Here is a 14,970-nt window from a genome sequence, read left to right as displayed (position 1 = left end):
CTAACCCGGTGACTGCCGAACGCGCTGTATGACTGATCCCAATGGACTGGCTCCACTGCAACAATTTGCCCTTAATGACAGACTGGCCAATTATGGTGACGGTACGTTTACCACCATGCGGGTGGTGGACGGCAAAGTCGCCTTATTACACCGGCATATAGACCGTCTGGTTAATGACAGTCAGACACTTGGCCTGACAGTCGAGGCGACAGCCATTCATGAGGTGATTGCCGTGGCGTTGCGGCAACGTAGTGATGGTGTATTGAAAGTGCTCATCGGTGCCGGGCAGGGTGGCCGTGGCTATGCGCGGCGGGCCGATCCTGAAATAAACGTTGCAGTGAGCTGGCATGACGTACCTGTGGTTTATCAAAGCTGGCAACAACAGGGTATCCATGTAGGTACCGTTCCGGTCACGCTTGCCAGACAACCTTTACTGGCCGGATTAAAGCACGCCAATCGTTTAGAGCAGGTTCTCATTAAGCAAGCCCTGGCCTATACCGACTTTGACGACGCTATCGTGACCGACACTGAGCAAAATGTCATTGAAGCAAGTGCCGCAAATCTGTTCTGGCTGGTTGGCCAGCAGTGGTTTACTTCATCGCTGGCGCTGGCTGGTGTAAATGGCGTTATGCGGCAGTTTATCCTGGCCCACCGGCCCGATATCAACATCATAGAACAGCAGTTAACTGAGATCGCTCACGTCGATGCGATGTTTTTATCCAATGCGCTGATGCAAGTCGTTCCGGTGAAAACCCTCACTTTAGGTGAATCCAAACGGGAACTGGCCATAACGCCGGTGCTTTCACTAAATAATTCACTGGCACCGGCTTATGCAGGAGAGTATGGTGCTGCGTAAACTGGCATTAGGATTAATCATTGTGGTGGGCGGTGCTATGGCAACCATGGGCTGGTTGCACCAGCAGTTTGCCAAACCGTTGAAAATAGATGAACGCCAGTTATTTACCCTGGCACCAGGTCAGGGTGCAATTGAAACGCTGATGCGCTTTGAGCAGCAGGGGTGGCTTCCCATGCCGACGCTGGCAGCCCGGTTGTGGCTTAAGCTGGTTTATGGCGGTCAGCCTATTCTGGCAGGGACCTATGCATTTGAGCCACCATTAACACTGGCGGATGCCTTCGAACTACTTTCCCGAGGGGAGGAGGTTCAGTTTGAGATTAGCCTGATTGAAGGGCAAACCTACCCGCAGTGGCTGGCAACACTTAAAGCGCACCCGCGCCTCAAAGCCGACCTCATTGCTAATGAGGAGGCGCTTGTTCAGCACCTTATTAATGAATGGCAACCTTACAGCGCTGAGCCACTGAAGAGTCTTGAAGGCCTGCTGTTAGCTGATACCTATCACTTTACTAATCAGACGCCAGCCAGCGAAATTCTCAAGCGATCGTCTGCTGCCATGCGGGATTATTTGCTGGAAAAGTGGGCTAAACGCGAGCCAGGATTGCCCTATGAGGCACCGGTAGATGTGTTAACCATGGCGTCAATTATTGAAAAGGAAACAGCACTTGCCTCAGAGCGGGCCCGAATTGCCGGTGTATTTGTCAATCGTCTTGAACAGAACATGCGGTTGCAAACCGATCCAACGGTGATTTACGGCCTTGGCGAACGGTTCGATGGTAATCTGACCCGCAAGCACTTACGTGAAGATAATCCTTACAATACCTACGTACATAAAGGGTTACCGCCCGGTCCAATTGCTATGATTGGCCGGGTGGCCATTGATGCGGCCTTGCAGCCGGCTCTGACGTCGGAGCTCTATTTTGTGGCTCGTGGTGATGGCAGCCATCAGTTTTCCAATACATTAGAAGAACATAATCAAGCGGTACGAGAGTTCCAGCTAAACCGAAAGGACGGACAACCATAGATGTCAGGTAAGTTTATCGTCGTTGAAGGCCTCGAAGGGGCCGGCAAGAGTTCAGTGATTGCACTGGTAGAACAAGCGGTGAAGGCTAAAGGCTTTACTACGGTGACGACCCGTGAACCCGGTGGTACGCCCATGGCAGAGGCTATTCGCGACTGCGTAAAGCAAAACTGGCAGGAAAACGTGGTGGAAGAAACCGAGCTGATGCTAATGTATGCTGCACGGGCGCAATTGTTGGCCAACGTAATTAAACCTGCCATGGCGGCAGGCAACTGGGTTATTGGTGATCGTCACGATTTATCCTCGCAGGCCTACCAGGGCGGTGGTCGCAAAATTGCGCAGACCACGCTGTCGGCGCTCCGTGATATCACTTTAAGAGGTTTTAAACCTGATCTTACCCTGTATCTGGATGTCGAGCCTGCTGTGGGCCTGGAACGTGCCCGCGGCCGTGGTGAGCTGGATCGCATTGAGTTAGCCGGTTTGGGCTTTTTCGAGCGCACCCGGGCCCGCTATCTGCAACTGGCTGACGCCGATAACAGCATTATTACCATTGATGCCATGCAGCCGATGGCAGATGTCCACCAGGATGTACAACGTACTCTGGAGCAGTATCTTTCATGCTAGTGTTACCGTGGTTAACCGAACGCTATCAACAACTGGTCCATCGTTTTCAGACCAACACACTGCATCACGGTATTTTACTCAGTGGCCCCAAGGGCGTTGGCAAACGCGAGTTGGCTGATGCACTGATGCAGGCGGTGTTATGTCTGCAACCTGTCAGTCAGGGCGCTTGCGGTGTTTGTCAAAGCTGTAAGCTTATTGAAGCCGGCACTCACCCGGACCGCTATGTACTGGAAAGTGATAAGCAACTCGGGGTCGATGCAATTCGTGAAGCTATCGGCAAATTAAATACCACGGCGCAGATTGGCCGGCATAAAGTACTGATCATTCCGGCGGCCGAGCGGATGACCGAAGCGGCCTCCAATGCCTTACTAAAAACCCTGGAAGAGCCCACCGATAATACTTATTTGTTGCTATTAACGCACCGGATAGCCGGATTACTGCCGACCATTCTAAGCCGCTGTGAAAAGCACGTCATTGCAACACCGTCCGCAGAGCAAAGTCTTAACTGGCTGGCTACCCAGGGACATGGTGAGGTTGAGCAGGCGTTACTCAACGCTTACGGTAACGCACCGTTGCGTGTTGCGCAGGCATTAACTGACGAAACGGCGCTGAGTTACCGTGATTTTCTCGACGGCCTCGAAGCTTTGCTGAGTAACAATCAGGATGTCACGGAAGTCGCTGCTAAATGGCAGGAGCATGCGGAACAGGTGATTTACTGGTGTCAGCAATATTATCATGATCAATACTGTAAAACGCAGCGTAAAGAACACTTGCAGTGCTATCGGCATTGTATTGCTTATGCTGTCCGGGTGCGTCACCCCGGGGTCAATAAAGTGCTACTGTTGAGTCAGATTTTTTCATTCCTGAAACAAGCCTAAGGAGCTTTTTTTGTTTGTAGATTCCCATTGTCATCTCGACCGCCTGAAACAAAATAATGAAGAGCTGGCAGAAACGCTGGCCTTCGCTCGTCAACGCGGGGTTGAGCATTTCCTTTGTGTGTCGGTATCCGTAAAAGACTACCCGCAAATGCTTGATACGGTCAGCGGTTTTGATGATGTGTCAGTCTCCTGTGGTGTGCATCCGTTGCACCAGGAAGATGCCTGCGATTACAACACCTTACTGGCTGCTGCCAGTAGCGATAAGGTGATTGCCATTGGCGAAACCGGACTGGATTATTATTACAGCGAAGATACCCGTGAGGTGCAGATCCAGTCGTTTATCGACCATATCAAAGTCGCCAACGAAACCAATAAGCCGCTGATCATTCACACCCGGGATGCCCGCGAAGATACCATCGCCTTATTAAACCAGTACAAAGCAGACCATACCATTGGTGTGCTGCATTGCTTCACCGAAGATCTTCCCATGGCGCAGGCGGCCATGGAAATGGGCTTTTATATATCCATTTCCGGTATCGTTACCTTCAAGTCTGCCGCTGAATTGCAGGCGGTGACGAAAGCTATCCCGCTTGATCGGTTGCTCATTGAAACTGATTCCCCCTGGCTGGCGCCGGTGCCCCATCGCGGTAAACCCAATCAGCCTGGCTATGTGGTAGAAGTGGCTGAGTTTATTGCCGAACTACGCGGTATCAGTGTGGATGAACTGGCAATAGCCACCACAGCGAATTTTTATCGGCTGTTTTCCGGCATTAAAGCGAATAGTTAAACGGCATGTCTGACTGGGGCGCGTTACTGTTAAAAAGTCTCGATAAAACCCGGGATATGCCGGAAAGCCGCTACTTTCAGCTGGCAACGGTAGACAGTGATGGCCTGCCGCATAATCGCACAGTGGTTTGCCGCGGGGTTGATGAAAACCAATCCCTTTTGTGGGTGGTAACCGACAGCCGCAATAAAAAAGTGCCTGAACTGCAGGGCAGTACTCATGCGGCGGTTTGTTGGTATTTTGCCAAAACCCGCGAACAATACCGGATGACAGTAAGCTGTAAAGTGGATACGCCAATTGATGACAGAGCATTATGCCAGCAGCATTGGGATCGTTTGTCAGTGGCAGCCCGCCAACAGTTTTTATGGGGAGAGCCGGGTAGTGAGCGGACAGCCCCAAAAAAATCTTTAATTGATCATAGTGCCAATACGGATGTATTACCGGCTCATTTCTGTGTGCTCACCTTACTGGTAGAGAGCGTGGATTACCTTAACTTGTGCGGTAACCCACAGCAGCGACAGTATTTTGAAAAACTGCGGGGGCAGTGGCATAGTAAAGAGCTTATTCCCTGATCGGTAAATGCTTATGGCTATCCGCTTTGTGCTGGGCGATATCACCAGCGCTACCACCGACGCTATCGTTAATGCGGCTAACCCGGCCATGCTTGGCGGCGGAGGTGTTGATGGTGCTATTCATCGGGCGGCCGGACCCGCACTCCTAAAAGCATGCAAAGCGGTAGCAGAGAAAGATGGCATTCGCTGTCCACCGGGAAAAGCGCGAATTACCCCAGGTGGTAAGCTGGCGGCCAAATTCGTTATTCATACGGTTGGCCCAATTTATCGTCAGGATCCGCATCCCGCCGAAACCCTGGCCAGTGCCTACCGACAAAGTTGCCAGCTGGCCATTAATAATGATTGTCGATCGGTGGCTTTCCCGGCGATATCCTGCGGTGTTTATGGTTATCCTCACCAGGAGGCGGCAAAAGTAGCTATTAACGCTTGTTTACAATTTGCTGCCACACTTAAGATTGATTTTTACCTCTTCGACCAGCCACTATTCGATTGTTTTGTTTCTCAGTGGCAGATGATTAAACATCAACAGCAGCAATAAAACTTTTTATGCGGCGTCTATGACTTTACTAAAAAACACCTGAAACGGAGTTTGTGATGCGTTTATACCACATAGTCCTGGTCGCCCTGCTGTTATTCACCAGCAGTTGGGTTCGGGCCACCGATGCAGCTGAATTTAACAAGCTTCATCAGTATTTAACTGCCTCTGAGGCAGACGGTTTCAGCGGCGCCGTATTAATTGCTGAAGATGGCGAGCTTCGTTTTAACAAAGGTTACGGAAAAACAGAAAGGCAGGGAAGTACGCCAATCACTGCCGATACGCTGTTTGATATTGGTTCGGTGACCAAGCAGTTTACCGCAGCGGCAGTGATGCATCTGGTGCAAGAGGGGAAGCTGACGACTACCACGCCAATTCGCGAGTTTTTTAATGACCTGCCCGAAGATAAACAGCTTATCACCCTGCATCAGCTTCTGACCCATTCAGCCGGGATTGCCAATGGCATAGGCGCAGGGGATTTCACGCACGTTACCACCGACGAATTCTTTAACCGGTTATTTGCCTTGCCACTCTATTTTTCCCCGGGTGAAGGCTACGCCTATTCAAATGCCGGTTACAGTATTCTGGCGCGGGTCATTGAACTGGTCAGCGGGATGAGCTACGAAAATTATATTCAAAAGACTCTTTTTGAGCCAGCCGGTATGCACCATACCGGTTATCTTAACCCGTTACTGGCTGACCTACCTGCGGCTACAGGCTATTTGTATGGCGAAGTCGAGACAGGCAGTACCCGGGATCAGTACTTTGCGGACGCTGCGATCGCCTGGCCATTGAAAGGTAATGGCGGGATCTTGTCCACAATGAATGACATGTACCTATGGGCACGAGCGCTGCAGAACGAATCAGTGTTGGCAGCAAAATACCGTGATCAGCTCTTTATGCCCCATGTGGCAGAAAACGAAGAGGGGACCAGCCACTATGGTTATGGTTGGGCAGTCATGCCCACACCCCGCCAGACTACCCTTATTGGTCACAATGGCTCAAACGGTACCTATTATTTTGACTTTCTCTGGTTCCCAGCCGAACAGACCGTCATTCTGTTTGCATCCAACGCGTTAGTAAAAAGTACCATGTCGCTGCCGTTTGATATTGAGGCATTTTTATTTGAGGGTGAGCCACTACCGGCGTTTGAGACCGGCCTGACCAGCGAGATTGTGCGAATTCAGTGAATACGGCAGGTGAGCCAGGCCAGAAGAAAGCTGTGCTATACAAACACTTCGCAAGTGTTATTGATGACAAGCGTACACTTAATCGTGCAGGTTTACGGTTAATGGATAAAGGGCGCTTTGATGACGCCATTGCGCTGTTATTATTCAACGTGGAGTTGTTTGCTGACGACGGTAATTTATGGGACAGCCTGGGCGAAGTCTATTTCGCGAGTCAGCAGTTTGCACTGGCAAAGCAAGCTTTCATTCAGGCCATTAAGCGCAAGCCTGCCGAAAACTGCTTCTGGTGTGAAAATAGTAGTGCGAAGTTAAAACAAATAGACGAAGTAGAGTGAGGGCACTACCGTTGCCTTCGCGATGGCAGGTTATGATGCACATGACTGACCGGGCTGAACTACTTTAAAGCAGGTAATCGGATGCTGAAATGCCTAAATACCGGTTCCCTCGTTAAAATGTTACGTGTAACATAGGTATTGGTACGGAACAACGTCTGTTAACAATTATGACCTATCGCGCTTCACTACAAGATATCGCCGATCAGTTGGGGATTACCAAAATGACGGTTTCCCGTTATTTTCGCTCACCAGAAAAGGTCGCCCCCGCCACGCGCGAGAAAATTGCCCAGGCGGTGAAGCATTCCGGTTATATCCATAACCGCGCTCCGTCGTTAATGTCGAGGGCGCTGAGTCGCACCATTGGTGTGGTGATCCCATCCTTATCTAATCAGGTGTTTTCTGCCCTGGTGGATGGCATTGAGACCATAACCAATGCAGAATCCTTCGACATTTTACTGGCTCACTCAGGCTACGACCCAAAAGTAGAAGAACGTAAGATTGAAATGTTGCTGTCTTATCAGGTGGATGGCCTGATACTGTGTGAGACCGAACATACCGACCGAACCCGCAGCATGTTAAAACAGGCAGGCATTCCGGTGGTGGAGTGCATGGAATTGCCGGAAGCGCCAATTGATATGGTGGTGGGGCTTGACCATAAAGCGGCCGCCTATAATGCAGTAAGCCGAATGATTACCAGCAACAAACAGCATATTGTTTATCTGGCGGCCCGGCTGGACCGACGAACCATGTTGCGCCAGCAAGGATATGAGCAAGCCATGTGGAAAGCCGGACTTACCCCGCAAACCGTGGCCACGCCTTTTCAGTCGAGTTTTTCTCAGGGAATGAAACTGTTACAACAGGCGTTGAATACCTTTGATAGAGTGGATGGCATTTTTTGTACTAACGACGATTTGGCCGTCGGGGCCATGCAATACTGTAGAAATGAAGGTATTCGGGTGCCGCATGATCTCGCGGTGATGGGCTATAACGGGCTGGATATCGGACTTACCATGCAACCTAAACTGACCAGTGTCGTTACTCCGCGTCAGGCCATTGGTATTAAAAGCGCACGCTTGCTTATAGATGTGATCAACGGCAAGGTGCCCTCTGATAAGCTTTTTGATCTGGGTTTTTCCTTCACCGATGGTGAGTCGCTCAGTTGACCCGTGGATTGAGCGCCAGCTGACGCTGAATGTCAGCCACCACTTCCTCGATGGGTAATTCGATATCAACGATACACACATCCTGTTCACTGGGATCCGGCCGTTCCAGAGTATTAAACTGACTTACCAGCATTTCGGCTTTCATAAAATGCGCCTGACGCGCTTCCATCCGCCGCTTAATGAGTTCAAAGCGGCCATCCAAAAAAACAAACCTAACGCGGCTGATATGCTGGCGAAAGATATCACGGTACTGTTTTTTCAGTGCCGAACAAACAATGACTACCGTGTTACCTGCCGTAACATGCTGCTCGGCTGTTGTGGCAATCAGCTTTAGCCAGGGGGCACGGTCTTCATCATTGAGCGCTTCACCCTGCGACATTTTAGCTATATTGGCCGGCGGATGCAGGTCGTCGCCGTCAATAAACCCGGCGCCCGCAGCTTCAGCGAGACGTTCACCAACCGTACTTTTACCACTGCCGCTGACACCCATCACTATAATGCAACGGGGGCCGGCATTTTTATCGATTGCTGTCATAGAGTCTGCTTGCGTTCTTGTTAAAAAAATGTTCTGCTAAATGTTATGCGTAACATTTTAGCTCGGCTTTACGGCTGTGTGAATACTTAATTTTAAAGACACTGAGATTTCATGGATATTGCGAGCAATCAAACTGACAATATTGTCTTACTGTTAACCGGATTGACCATGGTGTTACTCCTTATGGGTCTGATTATTGTAGCCAGGGTGCATGCGCTTATTGCGTTAATTCTGGTGAGTCTCATCACCGCTCTGGTTACCGGTATCGGCACTGCTGATGTGCTTCCTGTTATGATGCAGGGTTTCGGCAGCACGCTGGCTGCGGTGGCACTGCTGGTTGGCCTCGGCGGTATGATTGGCAAGTTACTGGAAAGCAGCGGTGGTGCTGATGTGCTGGCCCAGCGTATGATTAACCTGTTCGGACTGAAGCGCGCGCCGCTGGCTTTAGGCATTACTTCACTGCTGTTTGGTTTTCCGATCTTTTTTGACGCCGGTCTTATCGTGATGATGCCCATTCTGCTGAGTGTGGCCAGACGTTTGCAACAGTCAACTTTACTAACCGTGCTTCCCGCAGCCGGGGCGTTTGCGGTGATGCATGCGTTTGTGCCGCCACACCCAGGCCCGGTAGCGGCGGCAGATTTGCTCGGGGCGAATATTGGGCTATTGCTGATAGTGGGTACAGTGATTGCCATTCCCACCTGGTATTCTGGTAGCTACCTTTATGCCATGTATGCCGGTAAACGGTTTCATATTGAACTGCCCGCATGGTTTACCGATAGCGAATCGGTCAGCACCAGCCAAGGGCAACCTTCCTTTACCCGGGTTATCGGTGTTCTGTTATTGCCGTTTGGGCTTATCTGTCTCGATACGGTAGTGAATACTCTGCAGGTCGCCGGCATGTTACCCGAACAAACCTCATTTCTGAGCAGCTTGCGGTTGCTTGGCAAAACGCCGGTAGCACTTTTATTAACGTTGCTGATGGCATTTTTTTTATTTCGTAAGCAATTCACTCGTCAGCAATACGAAGGATTATGCAATGATGCGCTGGGACCGTTGAGTGCCGTTATTCTGGTCACCGGGGCTGGCGGCATGTTTGGCGGTGTGTTGCGTGCAGCGGGGATTGGCGATGCGTTTGCACAATTGCTGGTCGATAACGGCCTGCCGGTGATAGTGGCGGCGTTTGTGATCTCAGTTTGTTTGCGGGTTGCGCAGGGTTCGGCTACGGTAGCCTTAACGACCACCGCGGCTTTGGTTGCGCCTGTTGTGACTCAGGTGCCAGGCCTCAGTGCGGTGGATTTGTGCTGTATTGTTATTGCGATTGCTGGTGGCGCAACCGTGTTGTCACATTTTAACGATTCGGGGTTTTGGCTAGTGTCGCGGTTATTGCAAATGGATGAGAAAACGACCTTAAAAACCTGGACCGTTATGGAAACACTATTAGGTTCGATTGCCTTTATACTGGCGCTCCTGGTGAGCGCCATATTCTAGTCGTGCCTTTTTCTGTTTGGGGGAGGAGAGGGCAGGCCAAAGGAACTTAAAGCCAGTTCATAGGCGCCTGCCTGAACACCGTTCAATGGTGCATAGTTGGGCGCATTGCTGGGGATAAAACTCACAGCATTAAACAACCGGGGCTGAATTTCTTTTATGATCGCCGGAATAAACTGAGGGTATTTGGTCATCGGGCCGCCCAGAACAAACATTTCAGGGTTGATGACCGCGGCAATGGTTGCCAGGGTGCTGCCAATCTGTGAAATAGCGGTGTGGCCGGTTAAGTCTACGCCTTCTTCCAGGGCCTGCTGGAGATGATGGTTAGAAACATAATCCTGCAGGTTCTCCTCATTATTAACCATGATATGCCCAATTTCACCGGAGATGCCGGTTGAGCCTCTGATCAGGTGGTTGTCCAGATAGATACCTGCACCAATCCCCTCACCAAAGTAAATGAACACAAAATCAGAAACGTTTTTAGCGATGCCGAGGGTTTTCTCTGCCAGCGTTGCCCAGTTTACGTCGTTATCCAGGGTAACTGGACAGGCAAAATGCTCCTCAAGCAGTGCTTTGAAGTTAATGTCGTGGATAATACTGAACTTGGAGTAGGGCAGTGCCAGGATTTCTCCGGTCTGTGAATTAACCGGTACTGCCACAGAAACGCCAATGGCGAGTAAGGGCGAAGATTGATCCTGTACGGCCAGACGAATAAAGCGAAGAATAGCGTCAGCCAGTTCTGTCTGCTGCCAGGCCGGGTCAATGTAAAAACACTGATCACGAATCACTTTTAAAGACAGGTCGGTGAGGCGTAGCTGGATCTGTTTTACATCTACAGCAATGGCCAGTGTTAGCCCTTTAGCGGCGTTTATTTCATAAATAACACCGGCGCGGCCCTGTTTATTTTTGGTTTTTCTGCTGGTTTCTACCACCAGACCGTTTTTTTCCAGTCGCTGTGCCGATTCTGAAATCGTCGGACGGGAAATACCGGTTTTCTTGGCTATGGCGGCTCGCGTCATCGGACCGTGTTGTTTCAGACAGTGAAAAAATTGCCTGTCGGTCATCAGAGCGAGAGGTGTGCCGTTTTGTAGGGGGTTTGTTTGTTTCATTTTTATTAACACATTTCTCTACTGATTAGCTCAGTTTGATTATTATTGTAAGGCAACAAATGCATTTGTTATCGATATGTTAGCTCACCGTTGTAAAATATTTTGTTAATATACCTGCTTTGTAAATTCTTAAAAGGCTTTACCGGTATTTAGCTGCTGCTTTGCACTAATTGATAATAACTCAGGCACAAAATCCAGTATTACACAAATTATCACCATGGCTAAACCATAAAAAATAAACACAAATATATGATATAGAATAAATCTTTCTCTTACTCCTGCAGTTCCTGTCGCATCATTTAACAGTACAACACCTGTTTAATATACACCAAACTATTGGTTATTATTCATAAGGATTGTTTGTGAAAACGATTAGAATGATATTTTTTCATGAATTTTCACTACTGACATATAAAGCAAAGATCGCACCAAACCGGTTGAAAAAGTCATATTTTCATTAATTAGTTAAGCAGCTTTACAAAAAGCTTGCATTGTTACGAAAATGTAACTATACATATGGGGCGTTACAAACGGTTAACCTGATTTCCCGTTGTAACGATTCAATGCGGATTGAGAGAACTGTATTGAATTTAGCACTGCGTCACGGCAACAGCAGGTCAGCCTGCACTTAATCATCGGTTAATCGGTTGGGTATCAGATGACAGATGGTTAAGCCCAACGGCGCATATAAATAAAAAAGTGTTAATCTCATTGGAAACCAAATTATGTTTTATAAAAGCAAGCTAGCAACTGCTGTATCCGGGGCACTATATGTGATGGTCGCCACAGGCGTTCAGGCACAACAAGCGGAAACAGTTGAAAAGATCGAAGTACGTGGTGTTCGTGGCAGTCTGTCACAATCAATGAACGTTAAGCGTCAGTCTAGTGGTGTTGTTGATGCCATCTCGGCTGAAGATATGGGTAAATTCCCGGATACCAACCTGGCTGAATCGCTACAGCGTATCACCGGTGTATCCATCAACCGTGTTAACGGTGAAGGTTCTGAAGTAACCGTTCGTGGTTTTGGTGGTAACTTCAACCTGATTACACTGAACGGTCGTCAGATGCCAGCCGCAAACGTTGCCTCAATTACGGGTAATCCGCTTGACCAGGGCGCTTCTGGTACCACTCGTTCATTCGACTTCTCTAACCTGGCATCTGAAGGTGTTAGCGGCATTGAAGTTTATAAAACAGGTCGTGCAGCGGTGCCTTCAGGTGGCATCGGTGCAACCATTAACATCAATACTCTAAAACCACTGGCACAGGGTGATAACCGAGCGTCTGTTGGTGTTAAAGCGGTTAAAGACGAAAGTGGTGACGGCGTAACACCTGAAATGAGTGGTGTCGCTAACTGGGTTAACGAAGACGCTAACTTTGGTGTGTCAGTATTCGGTTCTTATCAGGAGCGTGATTCTGGTAGCCGCCACATGAGTGTTGAAAACTATCAGTTATATAACTGGGATGTTAACTCTCCGAGTACCTTTGGTCTGGTTCAGGGGGCTAACGTTACCAATGCACCAGCTCAGGGCCAACTGGTTGCAATGCCGTCTAACCTGGGTTTAGGTGTTAACCACGATAACCGTGAACGTATCAATGGTATGCTGACTGTGCAGTATGCACCAAGTGATGAAATGACCATCACTGCAGATGCGACTTACGCCAGCAACGAAATCCAGTCAACTTCAGTCGTTGATGGTATCTGGTTTGCCCGTCAGTTTACTGATATGGAATTTGACGGCAACCCGGTAGTTGCAACGCCTATCCGTTTTACTGAAGACATCGATGGTGGTAAAGACTTCTTCTTCCAGAACCTGGTTATGGGTGCAAAGGATGAATTATCATCGTTTGGCTTTAACGTGGATTGGTGGGCCAATGACTCACTGAACCTGCGCTTTGATGCGTCAGTAGCAGAAGCCAAATCAGGCGGTGCCGGACCATACGGTAAAAACGTAATTCGCTTCAATGTAGCGGGTGCGACAGCGGGTTGGCAAACCGTTGACTTCGGTCGAGCTATGCCTCAGGCAAGTATCGTAATTGACGATTCGCAGAAAGGTAATAACAACGGTATTTTCGATCTGCCTGACGTAGGTCCTCAGGTAACCCGTGCGATTTCATCTGATCAGACTTCAGATGTTAACCAGTTCCGTTTAGATGGTACCTGGGATCAGGGATCAGATATCAAACTTGATTTCGGTGTGGGCTACATGAGCACTGAAATGAATCAGGTTCGTTATGAAACTGAAGCTCAGCTAGGTGGCTGGGGTGTATCTGATGTAGGTAATATCCCTGAAGGTTTGCTTGAAATTGGTTGTACAGCGTGTGCCTTCGAAGATTTCGATATGAGTGGTGTACCGGGGGCCGATGGTATGACGGTACCTGCAGATGCAACCACTATTCCGCTGGGTAGTGTGTCATTTGTTGGCAATGCAGTGCATCTGTTAGAAGGGGTGGCGCCTGCTTATGGCTTTACGCCTGGTGAACTGCCAGCCGTTGCTTCTGACAACAACACTGTTAAAGAAGACATTATGTCACTTTACGGTATGGCAACGATGGACGGCGAAATTGGTGGCTTTGAAGCAAACCTGGTCGTTGGTTTGCGTTACGAGAAGACTGATGTTGAGTCTATTTCTCTACAATCAGTACCTGAGCAAATCATCTGGTTATCAGATAACGATTTCAGTATCCAATTGGGTAGCGGTACCGATGCACTGTCAGAGAAGCATTCTTATGAGGCACTGCTGCCGAACATCGATTTGTCAGTTAACCTGACCGATGATCTGAAAGCCCGTTTCTCTTACAGCATGACGCTGGCTCGTCCTGCTTACAACCAGATGTATACTGCTACCAGCGTTGGCGCGCCTAGCCGTCCAACTTACCTGGGTGGTCAGGGTTCTGGTAGCCGCGGTAACGCAGCGCTGGATCCGCTGGAATCAAACAACTTCGACTTGTCACTGGAATACTACTATGGTGAGTCGAGCATGGTGTCTGTGGGTTACTACCGTAAGGACGTAGATAACTTCGTGGGTACTCAACAGGTGTCACAGAGCCTGTTTGGCTTACAGGATCCAACCTCAGGTCAGCCTGGCACCGTTTCTGGTGATGCTATTGCAGAACTTGAAGCGCGTGGTATCGAGGTGACAGAGCGTAACTACTTCACCATGACTGCCTTGCTGTCTAATCCGGATGCATTCCCGGGTGGTGCAGATGACTTCGAGGAAGGTCAGGCGTTTGCAGATGATGTATTTGCAAATTACAGTGTGGGTCCGGTAGCGGGCGATCCAAACATGCTGTTTGAGGTCACTCAGCCGGTTAACAATCAAAGTGCACGTATCTCTGGTTACGAGTTAGCGTGGCAGCACTTCTTCGGTGAGTCAGGCTTTGGTTATCAGGCTAACTTTACCATCGTAGACGGTGATATCGGTTACGACGTAGGCGCCGATCCGGCACTTGACCAGTTCGCTCTTGAAGGTCTGTCAGACAGTGCAAACATTGTTCTGATTTACGAGAAAGACGGTCTGTCAGCACGTGTTGCTTACAACTGGCGTGATTCATTCCTGAGCGAAGTTAACCGCGGCGTATCTTCTGTTCGTAACCCGCTGTTTGTCGACGAGTACGAGCAGGTAGATGTTAACGTTAGCTACGAGTTCAGTGAAGATCTGACTGTTAGTATGGATATCATCAACCTGACTGAAGAAGGTCAGCGTCAGCATGGTCGAAGCACTAACAACGTGTTCTTCATCCAGGAACTGGACAGACGTTACGTTCTGAATGCGCGTTACACGTTCTAAGTGACGCAAAAACCTGACCGGTACACCCGTGCCGGTCAGGCATTTCTTTGTTGTATTTAAGTCACATTTGCCTGTCATCACAGCTAAGGGTAGGATGCAGA

The 14,970-nt window shown here is 49.3% G+C and carries 14 protein-coding genes; 12 read left to right on the top strand and 2 right to left on the bottom strand.

The genetic code is table 11. The features are described 5' to 3' along the window. Positions 1–28 precede the first annotated feature (28 nt). The 10 genes from pabC (at position 29) to AC2T0J_RS19880 (ending at position 7,952) form a co-directional block, all read left to right on the top strand. Positions 29–856, top strand: coding sequence for an aminodeoxychorismate lyase (gene pabC, locus AC2T0J_RS19925; RefSeq protein WP_489807486.1), 828 nt, complete (start codon positions 29–31; stop codon positions 854–856). Further along, positions 843–1,877, top strand: coding sequence for an endolytic transglycosylase MltG (gene mltG, locus AC2T0J_RS19920; RefSeq protein ID WP_489807485.1), 1,035 nt, complete (start codon positions 843–845; stop codon positions 1,875–1,877). The genes pabC and mltG overlap by 14 nt, the downstream gene beginning before the upstream one ends. After that, the gene (tmk, locus tag AC2T0J_RS19915) at positions 1,878–2,498 is read left to right on the top strand and encodes a dTMP kinase (protein ID WP_489807484.1); all 621 of its coding nucleotides are present in this window, start codon (positions 1,878–1,880) and stop codon (positions 2,496–2,498) included. Further along, the gene (gene holB, locus AC2T0J_RS19910) at positions 2,492–3,376 is read left to right on the top strand and encodes a DNA polymerase III subunit delta' (RefSeq protein ID WP_489807483.1); all 885 of its coding nucleotides are present in this window, start codon (positions 2,492–2,494) and stop codon (positions 3,374–3,376) included. The genes tmk and holB overlap by 7 nt, the downstream gene beginning before the upstream one ends. Before the next feature lie 10 nt (positions 3,377–3,386). Then, positions 3,387–4,163: a TatD family hydrolase gene (locus tag AC2T0J_RS19905; protein WP_489807482.1), complete on the top strand. Its 777-nt coding sequence runs from the start codon at positions 3,387–3,389 to the stop codon at positions 4,161–4,163. Between the two features lie 5 nt (positions 4,164–4,168). Continuing rightward, entirely contained in the window at positions 4,169–4,732 is a 564-nt protein-coding gene (locus AC2T0J_RS19900; RefSeq protein ID WP_489807481.1) for a pyridoxamine 5'-phosphate oxidase family protein, read from the top strand. A 13-nt stretch (positions 4,733–4,745) separates the two neighbouring features. Continuing rightward, positions 4,746–5,270: an O-acetyl-ADP-ribose deacetylase gene (locus AC2T0J_RS19895; RefSeq protein WP_489807480.1), complete on the top strand. Its 525-nt coding sequence runs from the start codon at positions 4,746–4,748 to the stop codon at positions 5,268–5,270. A gap of 56 nt (positions 5,271–5,326) precedes the next feature. Beyond that, complete coding sequence (locus tag AC2T0J_RS19890) at positions 5,327–6,457, top strand: serine hydrolase domain-containing protein (protein ID WP_489807479.1); 1,131 nt, start codon at positions 5,327–5,329, stop codon at positions 6,455–6,457. A gap of 32 nt (positions 6,458–6,489) precedes the next feature. Further along, the gene (locus tag AC2T0J_RS19885; RefSeq protein ID WP_489807478.1) at positions 6,490–6,789 is read left to right on the top strand and encodes a hypothetical protein; all 300 of its coding nucleotides are present in this window, start codon (positions 6,490–6,492) and stop codon (positions 6,787–6,789) included. Between the two features lie 167 nt (positions 6,790–6,956). Next, positions 6,957–7,952, top strand: a complete 996-nt coding sequence (locus tag AC2T0J_RS19880; protein ID WP_489807477.1) for a substrate-binding domain-containing protein — start codon at positions 6,957–6,959, stop codon at positions 7,950–7,952. On the opposite strand, the gene AC2T0J_RS19875 is transcribed toward AC2T0J_RS19880, so the two are convergent. Further along, complete coding sequence (locus AC2T0J_RS19875; protein ID WP_489807476.1) at positions 7,945–8,487, bottom strand: gluconokinase; 543 nt, start codon at positions 8,485–8,487, stop codon at positions 7,945–7,947. The two genes, AC2T0J_RS19880 and AC2T0J_RS19875, sit on opposite strands and share 8 nt — an antisense overlap. Positions 8,488–8,598: 111 nt before the next feature. On the opposite strand from AC2T0J_RS19875, the gene AC2T0J_RS19870 reads away from it, so the two are divergent. Next, positions 8,599–9,975: a GntP family permease gene (locus AC2T0J_RS19870; protein WP_489807475.1), complete on the top strand. Its 1,377-nt coding sequence runs from the start codon at positions 8,599–8,601 to the stop codon at positions 9,973–9,975. On the opposite strand, the gene AC2T0J_RS19865 is transcribed toward AC2T0J_RS19870, so the two are convergent. Beyond that, positions 9,972–11,081, bottom strand: coding sequence for an ROK family transcriptional regulator (locus tag AC2T0J_RS19865; RefSeq protein WP_489807474.1), 1,110 nt, complete (start codon positions 11,079–11,081; stop codon positions 9,972–9,974). The two genes, AC2T0J_RS19870 and AC2T0J_RS19865, sit on opposite strands and share 4 nt — an antisense overlap. 725 nt (positions 11,082–11,806) lie before the next feature. Here AC2T0J_RS19865 and AC2T0J_RS19860 point away from each other — a divergent pair. Beyond that, positions 11,807–14,869, top strand: a complete 3,063-nt coding sequence (locus AC2T0J_RS19860; RefSeq protein WP_489807473.1) for a TonB-dependent receptor — start codon at positions 11,807–11,809, stop codon at positions 14,867–14,869. The last annotated feature ends 101 nt before the right edge of the window (positions 14,870–14,970 follow it).

Source organism: Alteromonas sp. ISO5, assembly GCF_058105165.1.
This window is presented reverse-complemented; position numbering and strand designations above follow the sequence as displayed.